The organism is Ruegeria arenilitoris, assembly GCF_013032855.1.
GTDB classification, from domain to species: domain Bacteria; phylum Pseudomonadota; class Alphaproteobacteria; order Rhodobacterales; family Rhodobacteraceae; genus Ruegeria; species Ruegeria arenilitoris.
Genome location: NZ_WQDA01000001.1, coordinates 471,949 through 491,465 on the forward strand (window position 1 = coordinate 471,949; position 19,517 = coordinate 491,465).

A 19,517-nucleotide genomic window follows, 5' to 3' on the forward strand; every position below is an offset into this window, starting at 1 on the left:
ATTCGTTGAATCTGTGCGTGAACCCACATCCTGCCGACCCTGCGAGGCCCCTGAATGACCGACTCTGTCCAGTTGACCGCAGACCTGATCCGTTGCCCCTCGGTCACACCCGAGGAAGGCGGGGCGCTGATTCTGCTGGAAGATATCCTGGCGCGGGCCGGTTTCACCTGCACGCGGGTGGATCGCGGCGGCGTCTGCAACCTGTTCGCCCGGTGGGGCGACAAGGGGCATGCGCGCAGTTTCGGGTTCAACGGCCATACCGACGTGGTGCCGGTGGGCGATGAGGCCGCATGGACCCGCCCGCCGTTCGGCGCGGAAATCCATGATGGCATTCTGTACGGTCGGGGCGCGACCGACATGAAATCGGGGGTGGCGGCCTTTGTCGCGGCGGCGGTGGATTTCGTGCGCGACACCTCGCCCGACGGGGCGATCATCCTGACTATCACGGGGGACGAAGAAGGCGATGCGGTGGACGGCACCACCGCGCTGCTGGACTACATGCAGGCGCAAGACGAGCGGATGTCGGTCTGTCTGGTGGGCGAGCCGACCTGCCCCAACGAGATGGGCGAGATGATGAAGATCGGCCGCCGCGGGTCGATGACCGCGTGGTTCGAGGTGACGGGCGTGCAGGGTCATTCGGCCTATCCGCATCGCGCCAGGAACCCGCTGCCGGCCTTGGCGCGGCTGATGGATCGGCTGGCCAGTCACGAACTGGATCGGGGGACGGACCATTTCGACGCTTCGACCCTGGCGGTGGTCACGATGGACACCGGCAACGCGGCCACCAACGTCATTCCCGCCCAGTGCCGTGGCGCGGTGAACATCCGGTTCAACGACCTGCATACAGGCGCCAGCCTCAGTGACTGGCTGAAGGCGCAGGCAGCCGACGTGGCGGCCGAGTTCGGCGTGCAGATCGACACGCGGATCAAGGTCTCGGGCGAAAGCTTTCTGACCCCTCCGGGGCCGCTGTCGGAACTGGTGGCCCGCGCGGTCGAGGCCGAGACCGGCCGCCGGCCCGAGCTGTCCACCACCGGGGGCACCTCGGACGCGCGGTTCATCAAGGATCATTGCCCCGTGGTCGAGTTCGGCCTGGTCGGACGCACCATGCACCAGGTGGACGAATCCGTCCCGGTCGAGCAGATCCGCCAGCTCAAGGCGATCTATGCCCGGATCCTGGCCGATTATTTCGCCTGAGCGATTGATGCGTCCGGCCACTTTTTGGTCATGACGCGGTCGTATCGGCGTGCTAGGCGGAAATCATGAAACGCATACCGACCAAGCAGGAGATCCTCGACTGGATCTCGGCGAACCCCACGCTCACCTCGAAACGCGACATTGCCAAGGCCTTTGGCATCAAGGGCGCGGACCGGATCGACCTGAAACGGATCCTCAAAGAGCTTGAGGCCGAGGGCCATCTGGAAAAGCGCAAGCGCAGCTATCGCGACCCGGACCGCCTGCCGCCGGTCAGCGTGCTGCAGGTCAAGGCGCCGAACGCCGACGGCGACCTGTTCGCGCGGCCGCTGGAATGGCATGGCGAAGGGGTCGAGCCGATCGTGCTGATCATTTCCCGCGCCAGCGACCCGGCGCTGGGCGAGGGTGACCGGATCTTGGCCCGGCTGACCCAGGTGCATGAAGAAGACCACAATTACGAGGCCCGCCTGATCCGCCGCATCGGCGCCAATCCGCGCCGGGTCGTGGGCATTTTCCGCAAGGGCGCCGAGGGCGGTCGAATCGTGCCCATCGACAAGGCCGGATCGACCGAATGGCTGGTTGCCGAAGGCGCGGCGCTGGGCGCCAAGGATGGCGAATTGGTCGAGGCCGAGCAGGCGGGGCCGAAAAACCGCATGGGGCAGCCGCGCGCGCGCATTGTGGAACGGCTGGGCGATCCGTCCGCGCCCAAGGCGGTGTCGCTGATCGCGATTCACCAGCACGGCATCCCGGATGATTTTCCCGATGACGTGATCGCCGAGGCCGACCGGGCCAAGCCCGTCGGGCTGAAAGGACGCGAGGATCTGCGGGACATCCCTCTGCTGACGATCGACCCTTCGGACGCGCGCGACCATGACGACGCTTGCTATGCCCATGCCGATGATGATCCGAAAAACCCGGGCGGTCACGTGATTTGGGTCGCCATTGCCGATGTGGCGGCCTATGTGCGCCCCGGCAGTGCGCTGGACCGCGAGGCGCGCAGAAGGGGCAACTCGACCTATTTCCCCGACCGCGTCGTGCCGATGCTGCCCGACCGTCTGTCGGGCGATCTGTGTTCGCTGCACGAAGGCGTGCCGCGCGCCTGTATCGCGGTGCGGATGCGGATCGATGCAAACGGCAACAAGATCGACCACCGCTTTGTGCGCGGGCTGATGCGCTCGGCCGCGTCTCTGCATTATGCCGAGGTGCAGGCGGCCATCGACGGCACCCCCAATGACCGGACCGGCCCGCTGCTGGAGAGCGTTCTGAAGCCGCTCTATGCCGCCTATGGCGCGCTTAAGACGGCGCGCAACGAACGCCAGCCGCTGGACCTGGACCTGCCGGAACGCAAGATCGTGCTGAACGACAAGGGCGAGGTCGAAAGCGTGGCCTTCCGCGAGCGGCTGGACGCGCACCGGCTGATCGAGGAATTCATGATCCTGGCCAATGTGGCCGCGGCCGAGACGCTGATCGCCAAGCGCAGCCCTCTGTTGTTCCGGGTGCACGAGGAACCCGCGCCCGAAAAGCTGGAAAGCCTGCGTGAGACGGCACAGGCCGCCGGGCTGAATCTGGCCAAAGGGCAGGTGCTGCAGACCCGTCACCTGAACGCGCTGTTGAATGCCGCCGCCGGCACCGAGGATGCTGAGCTGATCAATCTCAGCACCTTGCGGTCGATGGCGCAGGCCTATTACAGCCCCGAGAACTTTGGCCATTTCGGGCTGGCGCTGCGCAACTATGCGCATTTCACCTCGCCCATCCGCCGCTACGCCGACCTGATCGTGCACCGGGCGCTGATCTCGGCCCATGGCTGGGGCAAGGACGGTCTGACCGCCGACGAGATCGAGCGGCTGGAGGAGATCGCCACCCACATCTCGGACACCGAGCGCCGCTCGATGATGGCCGAGCGCGACACGACCGACCGCTATCTGGCGGCCTATCTGAGCGAGCGCGTCGGCAACGAGTTCACCGGCCGCATCAGCGGCATCGCCCGGTTCGGGGCCTTCGTCAAACTGGACGAAACCGGGGCCGACGGGCTGGTGCCGGTGCGGTCGCTGGGGCGCGAGTTCTTCCACTTCGACGCCGAGGCCGGCACCCTGATGGGGGCCGATACCGGCCTGACCATCGCCATTGGCCAGCGTGTCACAGTGCGCCTGACCGAGGCCACACCGGTGACCGGCGGGCTGGAGTTGGAGCTGCTGTCGATCGAAGATCAGGCCATGCCGCGCGGCGGCGGACGTGGGCGGCCCGGCCGTCCGACACGGCGCAAGGCGGTCAGCACCAAGCGCAAGAAGGACAAGATCAAACGCAAGGTCGAGCGCAAACGCCGTCAGCGGTGATAGGTCAACGCCCGGGCGATCAGCCATCCATGCCTGACGGGGTCGATCTGTTCGATCCCGTCGAACAGGATGGCGCGATTGCCGTCAATCCTGTCAGCGTCGGGAAAGGCCGAGGTAAACTCACCGATAAGCCGGGTCTGGCAGTGGACAAACAGGGCAAACCGGGCGGAGGTGTGTCCACCCAGCCTGATGGTTGTCCCCTTGGGACTCAGATAGGCCGGTTGGCCCCATCGCAGAGCCTCGGTCACCAAAACCGCCGGTTGAAGTTCCTGCGCGGTGGCGAAGACCAGATCGCGCAGAGCCAGAGCGCCGCTTTTGGTGTCCGTGGCGAATGCCTCGTAGGCAGACGCCACCTTGGGGTCATCGAAAGGCCTCATGGCAGGGGGATCGCCTGTTCCATCCGGTCAACATAACTGTTCAGCAGCGTATCCTGTTTGATGCGCCGGGTCAGCCGGGTATCGGCCGGAGTGGCCCGCATCGCAGCCAGCATCGGGCCGACGCTGAGGTCGGCCGAAGTGGGGTGATCGCCCAAAAGATACGGGGCCTGCCACAGATAGGCTGAGATCGCCTCGAGGTCGCGTTCGACCCGTGCCATCCGTTCGGCCTCGGAGAAGCGCCCGATCCCTTGGGACCGAAGGCCTTTCAAGACCGATTTCCGGACCGAGTTCGAGATCGGGCGTCGGACGATTCGGGGAATCTCATAGAAGAAGGTGTCGCGCAGAACTGGCCAAACCTCGTCGTTGGCCCAGCGGTCAATGACGATCTGGAAGTACAGATGTTCCTCGGCCATACGGATCAACGCGCGGGACTGGCCCTTTTGCACATCGCTCAGGCCACGGTCGAATTCGGCGCCCTGCGCTTCCAACCAGTCGCGAATCTGGTCGCTGTCCGGCACGAGACGTTCGGGTGTGCGCAAAACCGGCAACTTGCTGTGCGGCATCTGTCGCGGATCGACCATGTCCGAACGGCGCCAGTGCAGCCCGGCCAGCTGCAGCATATAGGCGGTTTTGACGCAAAAGGGGCTGGCGCTGAAAAGTCCGAAAGCGGAAGGGTAGGTAAGAAGGGTCAACAAAATAGGCTCCGAAATTGGGGTGCCGCCGGTCTATCGCGGGCTAATGACAGTTTCTGTCATTAGGTTTAGATTGAATGACATCATGTCCCGCACCGCCCGACTGTTCCAATTGATGCAGGCCTTGCGGTCTGGCCCGTCGCCCAAGACCTCGGCGCAGTTGGCGCAGGATCTGGGGGTTTCGGCACGCACCGTGCATCGCGACATCGACGCTCTGCGTGGTCTCGGTGCAGTCATTGATGGCGAGGCCGGGTTCGGGTTCACCCTGATCGAAGACGCGACACTGCCGCCGCTGGGATTCACCGATGACGAGTTGGAGGCGCTGGTTCTTGGCCTACGCGAGGTGCAACTGATCGGAGACCCGGCTCTGTCGGACGCCGCCGGTGCGGCGCTGCGCAAACTGCAGGGCCGGCTGCCCCACCGCCAATCCCACCGCCTGAGCCACGCAGTGCTGACCGCCACCCGGTTCGACCGTCCTGCCGCACCCAGCATCGAAGTTGCCGACCTGCGGCAGGCGACGTGGGACGAGCGTGTGGTCGAGTTCGACTATACCGATGCGAAAGGTGACGACACCCAGCGCCGCGTGAGCCCACTGAGCATCGTGTACATGGATCATGCCAGCGTACTGCTCAGCTGGTGCCATCTGAGGCGGGATTTTCGCGTGTTTCGGTTGGACCGGATGCGCGCGATGTCCGTCACCCAGGACAGTTTCCGCCCCAACCGCGTGCCTTTACTGCGAGAGGCGCTGGCCAAGATCCGGGCCGAGCGCGAAGCAAAAGATCAAGAGAGCCAGTCCTGAGCGCTTTGTGATTTGCGCAATCTGGGGTACCCTGTCTGCGAGCAGTAATCAGGAAAACCTGAATCATGAAATATGTGTGTGGCTTTGTGGCCGCCGCATTTTGGGCATCCATCTTGCAGGCGGAGACTTCGAATACAACCAAACGACCACAGATCAGACCGGCGCTGGATTCGATCCAGTTGGCGTCGGCCGATCTGACGGTTTCGATCCGGCCGGTGCCAAGGCCGACCACCGGCATGCACCGGGTGGTCGTCGAAGGCAACACCAGCTTCGAGACTTGGTTGAACGCCTTCCGGCACCGGGCAGTTGCGGCAGGTATCCGGCCGCAGGTCCTGGACCGGTCATTGTCAGGCCTGACCTACGACAACGACGCCATCAAGCGCGATCGCAGTCAGGCCGAGTTCTCGAAACCGATCTGGGAGTATCTGGATTCGGCCGTGTCAGACCTGCGCATCGCGAATGGGCGCAAGGCGCTGGTGCGGTACAAGGATACGCTGGACCGGATCGAAGCCCGGTACGGGGTCGAAAAAGAGGTGGTGGTCGCGGTCTGGGGGCTGGAAACATCCTACGGCACGTATCGGGGCAGCAGCCAGACAATCCGGTCGCTTGCAACGCTTGCCCATGACGGGCGGCGCGCGCAGTTTTTTGAAACACAGTTGCTCGCGGCATTGCAAATCGTGCAGGCCGGCGACATCACCTCGGACCGAATGACGGGCAGTTGGGCGGGTGCCATGGGGCACACGCAATTCATGCCGACCTCATACCTCGAGCACGCGGTTGACTTCGACGGCGACGGACGCCGCGACATCTGGTCGGACGATCCTACGGATGCGCTTGCGTCTGCTGCCGCCTACCTTGCCAAGTTCGGGTGGACCAAAGGTCAGCCATGGGCGGTCGAGGTGCGTTTGCCCAAAGGGTTCGACTATGCCAGCGCCAGTCGGGACGTTAGTTTGCTGCCTTCGGAATGGGCCGCACGCGGCGTCCGCGCCGCGAACGGCGGTGGCATCGCAGATTTCGGGCCCGCCTCGATCCTGCTGCCGGCCGGCAGCGGTGGCGTGGCCCTGATGATCTTTGACAATTTCAGCGTGATCGAGCGTTACAACGGCGCCGATGCCTATGTGATCGGCATCGGTCACCTGTCGGACCGGCTGGCTGGGCGGGGTCCGTTCCGCGCAAGCTGGCCGCGCGGCGACCGGGTGCTGAGTTTTAGCGAACGCAAGGAGTTGCAGTTGCGCCTGACCCTGGCCGGGTTCGACACGCAGGCCATCGACGGGCGGATCGGGCCGAACACCATCAATGCGTTGCGGGCCTATCAGATGGCGCGTGGTCTTTTGCCGGATGGGTACGCAACCGTGCACTTGCTGGAACGGATGCGGTGAACGAAATAGGGCGGCCCTACCGGACCGCCCTTTTTTGATATTTCCCTGAACTCACGAGGCCGCTTTCATCAGGCCCTGGGCGATGATCTCAGCCTGCGCCTCGTCCAGCGACTTGTAAATGCGCACGAACATCTCGTCGATATCTGCCGGGGTCAGGATCAGCGGCGGCGAGATGATCATCCGGTCGCCCACATGGCGCATGATAAGGTTGTTGGCAAAGCAGCGATCGCGGCAGATGTACCCGACCGTGCCCGGATCGGAGGCGAACTTGGCCCGGCTGGCCTTGTCCGGCGTCAGCGCGATCGAGGCCATCATGCCCACGATCTTGGCTTCGCCGACCAGCGGGTGCTCGACCAGCGCCTCCCATTTCTGTTTCAAATAGGGGGCGGCGACATCGCGCACATGCTCGACGATCTTCTCTTCTTCCAGAATGCGCAGGTTTTCCAGCGCAACGGCTGCCGCAACGGGGTGGCCCGAATAGGTATAGCCGTGGTTGAACTCGGTCCCGCCGATCACTTCGGCAATCTCGTTATTGACGATCGAGCCACCGATGGGCGCATAGCCCGAGCTGAGCCCCTTGGCGATGGTCATGATGTGCGGGCGGATGTTCATGGTCTGCGAGCCGAACCAGTTTCCGGTGCGGCCAAAACCGCAGATCACCTCGTCGGCGATCAGCAGGATCTCGTACTTGTCGCAGATGCGCTGGATTTCCGGCCAGTAGGTGTCGGGCGCGACGATCACGCCGCCCGCACCCTGGACCGGCTCGGCGATGAAGGCGGCAACGCGGTCTTCGCCCAGTTCCAGGATCGCCTCTTCCAGCTCGCGCGCACGGGCCAGGCCGAACTCTTCGGGCGTCATGTCGCCCCCCTCGGCCCACCAGTTGGGCTGGTTGATATGGTGGATGTTCGGGATCGGGATGCCGCCCTGCGCGTGCATGCCGGCCATGCCGCCCAGCGAGGCCGACCCCACACTCGACCCGTGATAGGCGTTGTGGCGGCTGATGATGATGTTCTTGTTCGGATGGCCCTTTTCCGCCCAATAGGTGCGGACCAGACGGATGTTGGTGTCATTGGCCTCGGACCCGCCGGCGGCGAAGAAGACATGGTTCAGGTCACCGGGGGCCAGCTCGGCCAGTTTGGCCGCCAGCGCGATCGCCGGGACATGGGTCGTTTTGAAAAAGGTGTTGTAATAGGGCAGCTCGCGCATCTGGCGCGCCGCCACTTCGGCCAGTTCGTCGCGGCCATAGCCGACGTTCACGCACCACAGACCGGCCATGGCGTCCAGGATCTCTTCGCCTTCGCTGTCGGTCAGATAAACGCCCTTGGCACGAGTGATGACGCGCGCGCCTTCCTTGCCCAGTGCGCCGTTGGCCGAAAACGGGTGAAGGTGATGCGCCGCATCCAGGGCCTGCAATTCGGCGGTCGGCATGTGGTTGGTGATGGTCGACATCGGTCTCTACTCCTGCAACAGCGGTTGCCGTCACAATATGATCAAATTTTTTTCTGTCAATCGAATCGCGCTGACCTATTCGGTCGCCAGCGCCTCGGCCATCAGTTCCATGCCCTGTTCGATATCCTGGGTCGTTGCTTTTGCGACTTTTTCAGCGTCGCTGGCGCGCAAGGCATCGATGATGTCCTTGTGCCGGTCTGGAAGGCTCTGGGTGCCGAAGCGCCCGCAGACGACGCGCAAGGACGGCCCGAATCGCAGCCACAGGCGCTCGGCCAAATCCTTTAGAATCGGCGCGCCGGCATGGTCATAGAGTTTTTCGTGGAATGCATGGTTCAGGCGAAGATAGCCGCCAACGTCCCCGTCGGCGATCGTGCGATCCAGCTGTTCGTCGATCTTTTCAAGCTGGTCGATATCCGCCGTGGTCATGTTGACTGCTGCGCGCCGGGAAAGCTCTGATTCTACGGCATTTCTGGCGAAAATCATCTGTTCGACATCTGTTGCGGTCAGAAGGGGAACGCTGACCCGCCGGTTTCCCTGAAAGATCAGCGCACCGTCCGAGATCAGGCGCCGGATAGCCTCGCGCACCGGGGTCATGCCCACGCCCAGCGAATCGGTCAAGCCTTGGATCGTGACCGGTTGCCCCGGCACCAGATCGCCGAACATGATCTGCGACTTCAGTGTCTGGTACACCTGTTCATGTGCTGGTCGTTTTTCGGTCTGGGTCACTGCAGCAGATGCCTTATTTTTGATCAAATCCAATTGGTTCACCCCGATCCCAATGCTCCCGGCTTGTCAGGTTTCTTGCCCCGTGAAACCATACGACGTATCGAGGGAAAACGCAAAACTTGATCAAATCCAAAAAAACGGGAAAATGCCCGTACACTTGCAGGGAGAAGAAAATGAAAATCAAAACGCTGACGATGACGGCAATTGTCGCATTGGGGACGTCGGCCGCTGTTGCGGAAGAGGTGCGCGTATACAACTGGTCGGACTACATCGACGAGGAGTTGCTGAGCAAATTCCAGGAAGAGACGGGTCTGACCCTGATCTACGACGTGTTCGACAGCAACGAGGTTCTGGAAACCAAGATGCTGGCCGGGGGATCCGGTTACGATGTGGTGGTGCCGTCGGGCACCTTCCTTCAGCGCCAGATCCAGGCTGGAGCCTTCCAGAAACTGGACATGTCCAAGCTGCCCAATGCGGTTAACCTCTGGGACGTGATCCAGGAACGTACGGCCGGATATGACCCGGACAATGCCTATTCGATCAACTACATGTGGGGCACCACGGGGCTGGGCGTGAATGTCGACAAGGTCAAGGAAGTGCTGGGCGAGGATGCGCCCTTGAACAGCATGGACCTGGTGCTGAAGCCCGAGAACATGGAAAAGCTGGCCTCATGCGGCGTCCATTTCCTGGATGCGCCGTCCGAGATCATTCCAATGGTCCTCCAGTACATTGGCGAAGATCCGGACAGCCATGACACCGATGTGATCGCCAAGACCGAAGAAGTGCTGATGGGCGTGCGTCCCTACATCCAGAAGTTCCATAGCTCGGAATACATCAATGCGCTGGCCAATGGCGACATCTGCGTGGCCGTGGGCTGGTCGGGCGACATTCTGCAGGCCCGCGATCGGGCGGATGAGGCCGACAACGGTGTGACCATCGAATACCATCCGTTTGCCGAAGGCTCGCTGATGTGGTTCGACCAGATGGCCATTCCGGTGGATGCACCCAACCCGGACGGCGCGCATAAATTCCTGAACTTCATCCTGGATGCCAACAACATGGCGGCGGCGTCGAACTACGTCTACTACGCCAACGGCAACAAGGCGTCGCAGGAGTTTCTGGAAGAAGACGTGATCGGCGATCCGGCGATCTACCCGGATGATGCCACGATGCAGAACCTCTACATCACCACGCCTTACCCGGCCAAAACGCAGCGGGTCGTGACCCGCCTGTGGACCAAGATCAAATCGGGCACCTGATCCGAAATGATTGCGCAAGGCAGAATGGTTCTGCCTTGCGCACAACCTGTACAGGCTGACTTACGGGGGCCGATTTGAACTCTACCGTCTTTGCGCCGTGGGAAGATCCGCAGGCGAAACCCTTGATCCAGTTCAAAAATGTGACCAAGCGATTCGGGGACTTTACTGCCATCGACAATCTGTCGCTGGACATCTTCGAGCGGGAATTCTTTGCTTTGCTGGGGCCGTCGGGTTGCGGCAAGACGACGATGATGCGGATGCTGGCGGGGTTCGAGAAACCCACCGAAGGCCACATCATGCTGAGTGGTCAGGACATCGACCCGGTTCCGCCGAACAAGCGGGCGGTCAACATGATGTTCCAGTCCTATGCGCTGTTTCCCCATCTGAACGTCTGGGACAACATCGCCTTTGGCCTGCGCCGGGACAACATGCCCAAGCATGATCTGGAAGACCGGGTCGAGGAGATGCTGCGCCTGACCCGTCTTGAGAAATTTGCCCGCCGCAAACCGCACCAGATTTCCGGTGGTCAGCGTCAGCGCGTGGCGCTGGCCCGGTCGCTGGCCAAGGCGCCCAAATTGCTGCTGCTGGACGAACCGCTGGGCGCGCTGGACAAGAAGCTGCGCCAGGACACCCAGTTCGAGCTGATGGACATTCAGGAAAAGACCGGCACCACCTTCGTGATCGTGACCCACGACCAAGAAGAGGCGATGACGGTGGCCAGCCGCGTTGCCGTGATGGATCAGGGCAAGCTGATGCAGGTCGCCACGCCCGACCGCATTTATGAAAACCCCAATTCCGTCTATGTCGCCGATTTCATCGGCGACGTGAACATCATCGAAGGCCGTGCAACCGCAGCCGTTGAGGGCACGTACAGTATCGAATGGGCCGAGGGCCAGCCGCCTCTGACCGCCACGTCCGCGGCAAGCTTCGGAAACGGGCAGGCCTGTCACCTGGCCATCCGGCCGGAAAAGGTAACGATCTCGGCCGAGCGTCCCGCCGATGCCGTCAACGCCGTGCAGGGCAAGGTGCATGACATTGCCTATCTGGGCAACCTGTCGACCTACCATGTCGAATTGCCAAACGGGACGATCATCAAGGCGCAAACGGCCAATACCCGCCGCATCTCGCGCCGGTCCTTCACATGGGAAGACCCTGTCTGGCTGTCCTGGACAGCCACGGCGGCGGTTCTGCTGGCAGACTGATGCGCCGCGCGGTCCTGATCGCCATCCCCTATGTCTGGCTGCTGGCCCTGTTTCTGGTGCCGTTCTTCATCGTGTTGAAGATCTCGCTGTCGGACATCGCGCTTGCGATCCCGCCCTACACCCCGACCCTTGATTTGTCGCAGGGCTGGGCCGGGATCAAGGAGTTCTTCAGCCAGCTGGATTTCGAGAATTTCGTCTGGCTGACCGAGGACGACCTGTACTGGAAAGCCTACCTGTCCAGCGTCAAGATCGCGCTGATCGCGACCGCGCTGACCCTGGTGGTGGGCTATCCGATCGCCTATGGCATGGCCCGCGCGCCCGAGGAATGGCGCCCGACGCTGATGATGCTGGTGATCCTGCCGTTCTGGACCTCGTTCCTGATCCGCGTCTATGCGTGGATGGGGATCCTGTCGAACGAAGGCTACCTGAACCAGTTCCTGCTGTGGACGGGCATCATCTCGACCCCGCTGACCATCCTGAACACGCAGACGGCTGTCTATATCGGCATCGTCTACACCTATCTGCCCTTCATGATCCTGCCGATCTACGCCGCGCTCGATCGGTTGGACGGCTCGCTGATCGAGGCGGCTGAGGATCTGGGCTGTTCGCGCACGCAGGCCTTCTGGCTGGTGACCATCCCACTGTCGCGCCCAGGCATCATCGCGGGATGCTTCCTGGTGATGATTCCGGTGATCGGTGAATTCGTGATCCCCTCGCTGCTGGGCGGGTCGGGCACGCTGATGATCGGCAAGGTCTTGTGGGAGGAGTTCTTCTCGAACCGCGACTGGCCGGTGGCCAGCGCCGTGGCGGTGATCCTGCTGCTGATCCTGGTGATCCCGATCGTGCTGTTCCAGCGCAACCAGCAGAAACAGGCGGAGGCAGAGCAATGAACAGGCTGAGCTGGTTCAACACGGTCTCGCTGACGCTGGGCTTTGCGTTTTTGTACATCCCGATGGTGATCCTGATCATCTTCAGCTTCAACGAAAGCAAGCTGGTCACGGTCTGGGCCGGGTTCTCGACCAAATGGTATGGCGAACTGATGCAGAACCAGGCGTTTCTGGATGCGGCCTGGGTCACCGTTCGCGTTGCCGTGTTCTCGTCGACGCTGGCGACCATTCTGGGCACCATGGCCGCCTATGTCATGGTGCGGGGCGGGCGGTTCTTTGGCCGCACGCTGTTTTCCGGGATGATCTACGCGCCGCTGGTGATGCCCGAGGTGATCACCGGCCTGTCGCTGCTGCTGCTGTTCATCGGGATCGGGCTGGACCGAGGCATCCTGACCATCGTGCTGGCGCATACGACCTTTTCGATGTGCTACGTCTCGGTCGTGGTGTCCTCGCGGTTGGTGACGTTCGATCAGTCGCTGGAAGAGGCGGCGCTGGATCTGGGCTGCTCGCCGGCACAGGCCTTCAGGTTGGTGACGCTCCCCATCATCGCGCCGGCGGTGATCTCGGGGTGGCTGCTGGCCTTCACCCTGTCGCTGGATGATCTGGTGATCGCGTCCTTCACGTCCGGCCCCTCGGCCACGACCCTGCCGATCAAGATCTTCTCGGCTGTGCGTCTGGGGGTCAGCCCGGAAATCAACGCGCTGTCGACCATCATGATCGCCGTGGTCACCGTCGGTGTGATCACCGCGTCGCTGGTGTCGAAACGTGCGATGGTCCGGCAGCGGCAAGAGGAACAAGCCGCCGCGCGCACCGAATGAGGCGGATCTTTCCGGCTTATACCTATGGCCCCGGCCCCCGTGAGGGGTGTTGGTGGGATGAAACCACTACGGCGCCTGACTGGCCCGTTCATTCGGGTGATTTGTCGACCGACGTTGCGATTGTCGGCGGCGGGTTCACCGGATTGTCTGCGGCCCTGCACCTCGCCGAACGCGGTGTTTCTGTCGCCGTGTTCGAAGCCGAAACTCCGGGCTGGGGTGCTTCTGGGCGCAATGGTGGGTTTTGCTGCCAAGGAGGGTCCAAGCTTGGTTCGGCGACACTTGCGCGGCGCTATGGGATTTCGGCGGCACAGGATTACGCGCAGGCCGAAACCGACGCGGTCGCCTTGGTTGCGGATCTTTTGCAGCGGTTTCGGATCGACGCAGACGTTCACTCCGAAGGGGAGACGCAGTTGGCGCACAGCCCGCGCGCGATGGAGCGGCTGCGGCGTCGCGCGGAAAGCGGTGGGGTTCTGCATGAGCCGTCGGATTTGGAACGCCTCGGTATGGGGGGCCGTTTCTTTGGCGGATATACCGATCCAGTCGGCTTTGGGCTGAACCCGCAGAAATACCTGTTCGGGTTGGCCCGGGCCGCGCAGGCGCAAGGTGCCGCAGTATTCTCGAAAAGCCCGGTTCAGGACATCAGAAAAGCCGGGTCCGAGTACAAGATGACCACCCCCGCGGGCCTTATCCAGGCCAAGACGGTGTTGATCTGCACCAACGGTTATTCCAGCGACGATCTGCCCGACTGGTTGGCCGCCCGTTACATGCCCGCCCAGTCTACGGTCATGGTGACACGTCCGCTGACCGAAGCTGAATTGCAGGAACAGGGTTGGACTTCGCGCCAGATGGCGTACGACACGCGCAACCTGCTGCACTATTTCCGTCTGATGCCGGACAACCGGTTCCTTTTCGGAATGCGAGGAGGCCTAATGTCCTCGCCGCGCGCTGAGGCTGCGATCCGTCGCAAAGTACGCCGTGACTTTGATCGCATGTTCCCGGGTTGGGCCGAGGTTGAGGCAACTAATATGTGGTCAGGTATGGTTTGCCTGACCCGTGACCTGCTGCCCTTTGTCGGGGAGGTTCCGGGCCATCCGGGCTTGTTTGCCGGTCTGGCCTATCACGGGAACGGCGTGGCGATGGGCAGCTATTGCGGGCGGGCATTGGCCCGCTTGGTTTTGGGTGAGCCCGCGAATATTCCGGACGTCATCGCTAAACCGCCGTCAAAGTTCCCATTCGGGCGCTGGCGGCGACTGCTGATGCCACCGGCTTATGCGGCCATGGCTCTTGCCGATTTGTGATACGGCCCACGGTCAGAGGGCCGCAACCTCAAGGTCAAACCCGGCCCTATAGGCTGGCGCACCATTCTCGGCCCGCCACAGGCAGTAGGCAGCCATACGCCAATTGTACCAGGGCTTCAGCTCGAGGTATCGGCGCACCGTCGGCGGGCTGTCATAGGCCGACAGAAACGTAGCCTCTTCCTCGGGGGTCAGCGCCTTGCCGCGATAGAGATGCTGCATGGCGGGTGACAGGAACAGGGCAAGATCCTCGCATGGGTCACCCATCGCCGGGCATTGCCAGTCGATCAGTGTCAGCCCCGCAGAGGAGACGAGGATGTTGCCGGCCACCGGGTCGCCATGGATCAGGCATACTCGGGGGGTCGGCGGCACCCGGACCCTGGGTTTGCGTTCGGCCAGAACGGCGCTGAGTCCCGAGCGGCAACCGTTCAAAATACGGGTGCCGTGATGATCGAGATCAACGCTTCCATTGCATCCCTTAGGGACCTCTAGCACGATTTCTCGGGCGTGCAGATTATGCAGCAGTTTCGCCACCTGCGCGGTCCCTTCTCGCCACGGAGTGCCAGCCGCATGGTCATAGAAAACCCAGCGATCCGGGCCAAAGCTGCCCGAGGCGCGAAGCCGCGGAACAAACCCCGTCGCAGCAAGTGCGTGCAGACAGGCTGCTTCGAGTTGGGCGTCGTTGCGAAACAGCGGGTTTTGAAGGGAAGACCGATAGAACTTCAAAACCCGGTCCGGCTCGGCGTCCAATACCTTCCACACCTGGTTCGTGCGTCCGCCATACAGCGTTTCGAACTGGGCGTCTTTTGCGATCAACCCGCTTTCGACAAGTTGGTCTGCAAGGCCGGGCGGAGGAGCGGTTGGAACGGACAGTTGAGACACCGGAGCGTTGCGAATCTGGACGGCCAATCCTTGGCCCGCAGCGCCCCCGAGTTCAAGCGCCGGTACGAACGGCAACGACGTCGGTTGCCGGAATCACGACGCCGCTGTCCAAGGTCAACATGACGACACCGGCCCCGACTTGGGCTTCGACGACGCGGCTGTAGGTGGCCGCAGGCCGCGCCGAGAGCAGTTCATCCCCCAAAAAGCTTTCCAGCGTTGCGGAATAGGTGCCGTTGGGCAGCGGATTGCCCGATGCATCCACTCCAGCCCAAAGAAACTCGGTCTCGGAGACCGGAACAGAGACCCGGTCGATTTCGGTTCCGTCAGAATCCTTGATGACCAGCACAGACGCATCCGCGCCCAGGTCGGGCTGAGTGAATATGGTCTGCGGCTGGCCATCAAACCGGAAGGAGGCTGCCCCCTGAACATCGACCCCAATCCAGTTGGACAGCTCATCCAGATTGACGCTGCTCAGGGTGGCGGTGAGGTTTGCCAGAAGGTCGTTGGTCTGCACCTGCTGCTCGACCATCGAAAACTGGGCGAGTTGCGACGCATATTCCGACGAATCCAGTGGCTCCAGAGGATCCTGGTTGCGCGCCTGCGCCGTCAACATCATCAGAAACGTCTCAAAGTCCGAGGTCAGCCCTGTCGCTGTCGAAGTTCTCGTTGGCTGCGCTGTTGAGGGTGTATGTGTCGCGGATGCCGCTGTGGTGATCATGGGTCAAAGCCTCAGGTCCAACGCCCGGTCCACCTGAGTTGGGCGGGCCAGAGCGGGTGTTTCGGTTGCAGGGTCAAGCTCCCCTGTGGTGATGAATGTGCTTCGTTCAGTTGGCTCAGCGTCCTGTTCTGGGTTCGCCGAGGTGCCCAGATCAAAGGAAAGATCGCCCAGCCCCATCTCTTTGAATTCGGCTGACAGGATCGAGATATGCCGGCGCATGAGGTCCATGGTTTCAGGCCGGTCGGCGACGATCATCATGTGCAACCCGTCTTCGCGCCCGGTCACCTTGATCGAAACTTTGCCCAGCTCTTCCGGAGTCAGTGCGATTTCCACGCTTCCGCTTCCCGGCTTTGCGACGATGCTGGCCGCCATTTGCCCGGCGACCGCCCGAGCAATTTCCGCCCGGCCCGAGAGCGGGACGCCGTTGGTCGGGCCTGCATCCCTTTGCGCTGGGGTCGTACCCAAGTCCTGCGTTGGCATCCGGTCGTGCAGACTGTCCTCTGGCATCGGGTCCTTCAGTGCTGCGCGTTCCGATGTACCGACGATCTGCGCCCGGATGATGGATTCCGTTCCCTGGCCAGCAGGTTTGGCCGGCCGTTGATCCACGCCCCACGATCCGGTGGCCTGCTCGTCGCGCCTGGCTTCTTTACCGGTTGCAGTGCGCAATTCGTCCTTTCGGTTCTGCAGCCCTCCACTCACTCCAGGTTCGGTGGCGTTCAACTGCTCTTTTGCGGCTGACGCAGGTTGGGGCGCTGTGCTCGCGGCACGCTCGGGCGCTTCGGCTCCCTTGCCCGTGTCGCCCGCGAGCGATCGGCGATCGGGATCAGAGTTTACTGCGCGCATGGCCGCGGCGGCAGTTGACTGGCGTCCCTCCGCCGGAGGGCTGGCCTCGAGAGTGGCGTGCGCCGTCGCCTCGCGCTTTGGAAGTTCACCGGGCGTTGCCATGGGCAGAGGCGTGTCTTTCTGTCGAGCGTCCTGTTGTGATCCCTGCAATTCCAGCGGTTCAGCCAAATCGGGTTCGACCTGCGGGACGTCAGGGTCGGTGTTTTCATCGCCATCCACGATTTTCGGACCCGCGCGGCTGTCCGGATGAGGTTTCGCCTCGGCCTCTAGGTTCAGCATCTCATCTTCGGCCATGAGCTCCGCGAAATCAGAGTCGCCTTTTGTTGGGGGCTCGGACTTTGCGGCCCAATCCGGCTTTCCGCCGGAAATCACATTGGTCATCATGGTCAGGGCGTTGGGCATTTTGCTCCGGCTCCGGTTGTTTGGCCCAAACCTGCCCTCAAGGTAGTTACGTATATTTTAACCGCTCTTCGCTTTGATCGACAAAGATCGAAACAATTTTCGGAGAGGGCGATGGAAATCCCAAACTTCGCGCCGGTACCGCGCAGCAATATGACCGAACAAAGACTCAAGGCCGCAGCGGTCGAGCTTGAGGCAACTTTTCTAGCCGAAATGCTGAAGGCCGCAGGCCTGGATAAGACGCGGCAGGCTTTCGGAGGTGGCGCGGGCGAAGACCAGTTCGCGTCTTTCCTGTTGCAGGAGCAGGCCAGGCAATTGGCCCGATCCGGCGGGATCGGACTGTCGGAAACCCTTTTCAATGCAATGATGGAGAAGACCCATGCCGACTGAGCACAAGCAGGGACTGATTAAGGCTCTCGAGGAGGTTCTCGATCTCGAGCGCAGGGCTTTGGTCGAAGGGGACCTGGATCGGCTGGGCCAGATGATGCCGCAGAAGGAAAAACTGATCGGCGCACTCAACGAGATGCAGGTGCACGACAGTGACGACTTGATCCGGCTGCACCAGAAGGTCGAGCGCAATCAAGGCCTGCTGAACAGCGCGGCCGAAGGGATTCGGGCGGTCATGAACCGGATGTCTGAACTCAGAAAAATCCGGCAGGAATTCACGACCTATGACGCGGCCGGGCAACGCAATGGCTTCGCCGTCCGTCAGGATCCCAAGCTGGAAAAACGTGCCTAGCGGTGGGTTTGATTCAAATCCGTCTTTTTCCGTCGGACCGCCTTAGCACTCCGTTAGGAGATCAGGCCCAAAAGTGGTCCCGCACCTCGAAAGAAGGTGGCGCGAGCACCGATCGGTAGCTCGCACAGGTCAGAACGACAACACGTCCGCCAATGATGGTCGGGCGTCACTGGGCGAAGAAGGCCCGAATGGAAAAGGATGAAAAACATGTCCAGCATTCTGACAAACAACGGCGCGATGGTTGCGCTGCAGACTCTGAAATCGGTCAACAAGAACCTTGCAGCAACCCAGAACGCGATTTCGACGGGTAAGGATGTCGCTACGGCCAAGGACAACTCGGCCGTATGGGCGATTTCCAAGGTGATGGAATCCGATGTCAACGGTTTCAATGCGATCAAGGATAGCCTGGCACTGGGTGAATCGACTGTCGCCGTGGCCCGGAACGCTTCGGAAACCGTGACCGACCTGCTGACCCAGATGAAGAACAAGATCGTCGCCGCGCAGGAGGACAACGTCGACCGCGGCAAGATCAATGATGACGTAGCCGCCCTGCGGGACCAGATCGCATCGGTTGTCGGTGCCGCACAGTTCAACGGCCTCAATCTTGTGGACGGGTCAGCGGGCACCGCATCGATCCTGTCGTCGCTGGATCGCGACAGCGCTGGCAACGTGACCGCGTCGTCGATTTCGGTGGCCAGCCAGGACCTGTCGACCGGTGGATATGCCAGCAAGGGCGTTCTGGCCGGCTCGGACAACGCGACCACTGACAATGACGCCGCCGGGTTCACAATGGACAAGTCCGGCGGGTCCGGTGACATCGTGATCGATAGTTCGACCGACAACTTCGCTGTCGGTGACAAAGTGTCGATCACCATCGGGGACAAAGTTGCATCATACACCGTACAGGCCAGCGATCTGGATCCTTCGGGAACCTATGACTCTGCCTACACAGATGCCATCGTGGCAGTGGGGCTGAAGAACCAGATCGACGCGCTTGGGATCACCGGTGTAGCGATCGACTATGACTCCAGCGCGCCGGGCACTCTGTCCTTCGTGACCGGGACCGCAACCGCTGGTGCTGACGCAGATCGCGACGTAACCGTTTCGGCCCAGTTCACCAATGCCGGTTCTGGCGGTCTTGGTGCGCTGTCGTCGATTGACGTTTCGACCAGTGCCGGCGCTGCCGCAGCACTGGGCACGATCGAAACCTTGATCGACACGGCGATTGACGCGTCGGCCGCGTTCGGTTCGGCGCAAGGGCGGATCGAGACCCAGAAGGAGTTCATCTCGAACCTGACTGACTCTTTCAAATCCGGCATCGGCTCGCTGGTGGACGCCGATATGGAAGAGACCTCGGCCCGTCTGCAGGCCCTGCAGGTCCAGCAGCAATTGGCGACACAATCGCTGTCGATTGCCAACCAGGCCCCGCAGTCGATCCTGTCGCTGTTCCGCTAGGGCGGAAACTTGGTCGGGGCGTGACCAACGCGCCCCGGCTGTGACTGCAAATACGACGGCCTTTTGAAAGGATT

19 protein-coding genes are annotated in these 19,517 nt (G+C 62.0%); 12 read left to right on the forward strand and 7 right to left on the reverse strand.

Going from position 1 to position 19,517, the window contains the following annotated elements; genetic code table 11:
• Positions 1 to 54: 54 nt before the first annotated feature.
• The gene (gene dapE / locus GOW72_RS02260) at positions 55 to 1,194 is read left to right on the forward strand and encodes a succinyl-diaminopimelate desuccinylase (RefSeq protein WP_170360733.1); all 1,140 of its coding nucleotides are present in this window, start codon (positions 55 to 57) and stop codon (positions 1,192 to 1,194) included.
• A 65-nt stretch (positions 1,195 to 1,259) separates the two neighbouring features.
• Positions 1,260 to 3,524: a ribonuclease R gene (gene rnr, locus GOW72_RS02265; RefSeq protein ID WP_170364847.1), complete on the forward strand. Its 2,265-nt coding sequence runs from the start codon at positions 1,260 to 1,262 to the stop codon at positions 3,522 to 3,524.
• Here the strand turns inward: rnr and GOW72_RS02270 are convergent.
• Positions 3,515 to 3,901 carry a DUF1801 domain-containing protein gene (locus tag GOW72_RS02270; protein ID WP_170364849.1) on the reverse strand — a complete coding sequence of 129 codons (387 nt, stop codon included), beginning with the start codon at positions 3,899 to 3,901 and terminating at the stop codon, positions 3,515 to 3,517. The two genes, rnr and GOW72_RS02270, sit on opposite strands and share 10 nt — an antisense overlap.
• Positions 3,898 to 4,596: a glutathione S-transferase family protein gene (locus GOW72_RS02275; RefSeq protein ID WP_170364851.1), complete on the reverse strand. Its 699-nt coding sequence runs from the start codon at positions 4,594 to 4,596 to the stop codon at positions 3,898 to 3,900. Before GOW72_RS02275 ends, GOW72_RS02270 begins: the two co-directional genes overlap by 4 nt.
• A gap of 82 nt (positions 4,597 to 4,678) precedes the next feature.
• On the opposite strand from GOW72_RS02275, the gene GOW72_RS02280 reads away from it, so the two are divergent.
• Entirely contained in the window at positions 4,679 to 5,392 is a 714-nt protein-coding gene (locus GOW72_RS02280; RefSeq protein WP_170360739.1) for a helix-turn-helix transcriptional regulator, read from the forward strand.
• 65 nt (positions 5,393 to 5,457) lie between these two features.
• Positions 5,458 to 6,771 (forward strand): lytic murein transglycosylase, encoded by a 1,314-nt coding sequence (locus tag GOW72_RS02285; protein ID WP_170364853.1) that lies wholly within the window; start codon positions 5,458 to 5,460, stop codon positions 6,769 to 6,771.
• Positions 6,772 to 6,822: 51 nt separating this feature from the next.
• Here the strand turns inward: GOW72_RS02285 and GOW72_RS02290 are convergent, their stop codons facing one another.
• A complete protein-coding gene (locus GOW72_RS02290) occupies positions 6,823 to 8,220 on the reverse strand; it encodes an aspartate aminotransferase family protein (RefSeq protein WP_170364855.1) in 1,398 nt (465 codons plus the stop codon).
• A gap of 75 nt (positions 8,221 to 8,295) precedes the next feature.
• Positions 8,296 to 8,979: a GntR family transcriptional regulator gene (locus GOW72_RS02295; RefSeq protein ID WP_093964408.1), complete on the reverse strand. Its 684-nt coding sequence runs from the start codon at positions 8,977 to 8,979 to the stop codon at positions 8,296 to 8,298.
• Between the two features lie 140 nt (positions 8,980 to 9,119).
• On the opposite strand from GOW72_RS02295, the gene GOW72_RS02300 reads away from it, so the two are divergent.
• The 5 genes from GOW72_RS02300 to GOW72_RS02320 all read left to right on the forward strand — a co-directional run bounded on the left by GOW72_RS02300 (position 9,120) and on the right by GOW72_RS02320 (position 14,410).
• Entirely contained in the window at positions 9,120 to 10,205 is a 1,086-nt protein-coding gene (locus GOW72_RS02300) for a polyamine ABC transporter substrate-binding protein (RefSeq protein WP_170364857.1), read from the forward strand.
• Positions 10,206 to 10,279: 74 nt separating this feature from the next.
• Positions 10,280 to 11,407: an ABC transporter ATP-binding protein gene (locus tag GOW72_RS02305; protein ID WP_170364859.1), complete on the forward strand. Its 1,128-nt coding sequence runs from the start codon at positions 10,280 to 10,282 to the stop codon at positions 11,405 to 11,407.
• Positions 11,407 to 12,297 carry an ABC transporter permease subunit gene (locus GOW72_RS02310; RefSeq protein WP_170364861.1) on the forward strand — a complete coding sequence of 297 codons (891 nt, stop codon included), beginning with the start codon at positions 11,407 to 11,409 and terminating at the stop codon, positions 12,295 to 12,297. The genes GOW72_RS02305 and GOW72_RS02310 overlap by 1 nt, the downstream gene beginning before the upstream one ends.
• A complete protein-coding gene (locus GOW72_RS02315) occupies positions 12,294 to 13,112 on the forward strand; it encodes an ABC transporter permease (protein ID WP_170360749.1) in 819 nt (272 codons plus the stop codon). Before GOW72_RS02310 ends, GOW72_RS02315 begins: the two co-directional genes overlap by 4 nt.
• Positions 13,109 to 14,410 (forward strand): NAD(P)/FAD-dependent oxidoreductase, encoded by a 1,302-nt coding sequence (locus GOW72_RS02320; RefSeq protein ID WP_170364863.1) that lies wholly within the window; start codon positions 13,109 to 13,111, stop codon positions 14,408 to 14,410. Before GOW72_RS02315 ends, GOW72_RS02320 begins: the two co-directional genes overlap by 4 nt.
• A 12-nt stretch (positions 14,411 to 14,422) precedes the next feature.
• Here the strand turns inward: GOW72_RS02320 and GOW72_RS02325 are convergent, their stop codons facing one another.
• Genes GOW72_RS02325 through GOW72_RS02335 form a run of 3 tightly spaced genes read right to left on the reverse strand, consistent with a single transcriptional unit; the run spans position 14,423 to position 17,252 of the window.
• Positions 14,423 to 15,316 carry an aminoglycoside phosphotransferase family protein gene (locus tag GOW72_RS02325; RefSeq protein ID WP_244952306.1) on the reverse strand — a complete coding sequence of 298 codons (894 nt, stop codon included), beginning with the start codon at positions 15,314 to 15,316 and terminating at the stop codon, positions 14,423 to 14,425.
• Between the two features lie 25 nt (positions 15,317 to 15,341).
• Positions 15,342 to 16,007, reverse strand: a complete 666-nt coding sequence (locus GOW72_RS02330) for a flagellar hook capping FlgD N-terminal domain-containing protein (RefSeq protein ID WP_170364865.1) — start codon at positions 16,005 to 16,007, stop codon at positions 15,342 to 15,344.
• Between the two features lie 3 nt (positions 16,008 to 16,010).
• Positions 16,011 to 17,252: a flagellar hook-length control protein FliK gene (locus GOW72_RS02335; protein WP_170364867.1), complete on the reverse strand. Its 1,242-nt coding sequence runs from the start codon at positions 17,250 to 17,252 to the stop codon at positions 16,011 to 16,013.
• A gap of 111 nt (positions 17,253 to 17,363) precedes the next feature.
• Here GOW72_RS02335 and GOW72_RS02340 point away from each other — a divergent pair, with 111 nt between their 5' ends.
• The 3 genes from GOW72_RS02340 (at position 17,364) to GOW72_RS02350 (ending at position 19,443) form a co-directional block, all read left to right on the forward strand.
• A complete protein-coding gene (locus GOW72_RS02340; RefSeq protein ID WP_170360756.1) occupies positions 17,364 to 17,639 on the forward strand; it encodes a rod-binding protein in 276 nt (91 codons plus the stop codon).
• On the forward strand, positions 17,629 to 17,988 hold the full coding sequence (locus GOW72_RS02345) for a flagellar biosynthesis protein FlgN (protein ID WP_170364870.1): 360 nt from the start codon (positions 17,629 to 17,631) through the stop codon (positions 17,986 to 17,988). Before GOW72_RS02340 ends, GOW72_RS02345 begins: the two co-directional genes overlap by 11 nt.
• 207 nt (positions 17,989 to 18,195) lie before the next feature.
• Complete coding sequence (locus GOW72_RS02350; RefSeq protein ID WP_170360760.1) at positions 18,196 to 19,443, forward strand: flagellin; 1,248 nt, start codon at positions 18,196 to 18,198, stop codon at positions 19,441 to 19,443.
• The last annotated feature ends 74 nt before the right edge of the window (positions 19,444 to 19,517 follow it).

Excerpts from the sequence above, each read along its gene's own strand:
- dapE (WP_170360733.1), top strand. The coding sequence starts at position 55 with ATGACCGACTCTGTCCAGTTGACCGCAGACCTGATCCGTTGCCCCTCG.
- rnr (WP_170364847.1), top strand. The coding sequence starts at position 1,260 with ATGAAACGCATACCGACCAAGCAGGAGATCCTCGACTGGATCTCGGCG.
- GOW72_RS02270 (WP_170364849.1), bottom strand. The coding sequence starts at position 3,901 with ATGAGGCCTTTCGATGACCCCAAGGTGGCGTCTGCCTACGAGGCATTC.
- GOW72_RS02280 (WP_170360739.1), top strand. The coding sequence starts at position 4,679 with ATGTCCCGCACCGCCCGACTGTTCCAATTGATGCAGGCCTTGCGGTCT.
- GOW72_RS02285 (WP_170364853.1), top strand. The coding sequence starts at position 5,458 with ATGAAATATGTGTGTGGCTTTGTGGCCGCCGCATTTTGGGCATCCATC.
- GOW72_RS02290 (WP_170364855.1), bottom strand. The coding sequence starts at position 8,220 with ATGTCGACCATCACCAACCACATGCCGACCGCCGAATTGCAGGCCCTG.
- GOW72_RS02300 (WP_170364857.1), top strand. The coding sequence starts at position 9,120 with ATGAAAATCAAAACGCTGACGATGACGGCAATTGTCGCATTGGGGACG.
- GOW72_RS02310 (WP_170364861.1), top strand. The coding sequence starts at position 11,407 with ATGCGCCGCGCGGTCCTGATCGCCATCCCCTATGTCTGGCTGCTGGCC.
- GOW72_RS02315 (WP_170360749.1), top strand. The coding sequence starts at position 12,294 with ATGAACAGGCTGAGCTGGTTCAACACGGTCTCGCTGACGCTGGGCTTT.
- GOW72_RS02320 (WP_170364863.1), top strand. The coding sequence starts at position 13,109 with ATGAGGCGGATCTTTCCGGCTTATACCTATGGCCCCGGCCCCCGTGAG.
- GOW72_RS02330 (WP_170364865.1), bottom strand. The coding sequence starts at position 16,007 with ATGATCACCACAGCGGCATCCGCGACACATACACCCTCAACAGCGCAG.
- GOW72_RS02335 (WP_170364867.1), bottom strand. The coding sequence starts at position 17,252 with ATGCCCAACGCCCTGACCATGATGACCAATGTGATTTCCGGCGGAAAG.
- GOW72_RS02340 (WP_170360756.1), top strand. The coding sequence starts at position 17,364 with ATGGAAATCCCAAACTTCGCGCCGGTACCGCGCAGCAATATGACCGAA.
- GOW72_RS02345 (WP_170364870.1), top strand. The coding sequence starts at position 17,629 with ATGCCGACTGAGCACAAGCAGGGACTGATTAAGGCTCTCGAGGAGGTT.
- GOW72_RS02350 (WP_170360760.1), top strand. The coding sequence starts at position 18,196 with ATGTCCAGCATTCTGACAAACAACGGCGCGATGGTTGCGCTGCAGACT.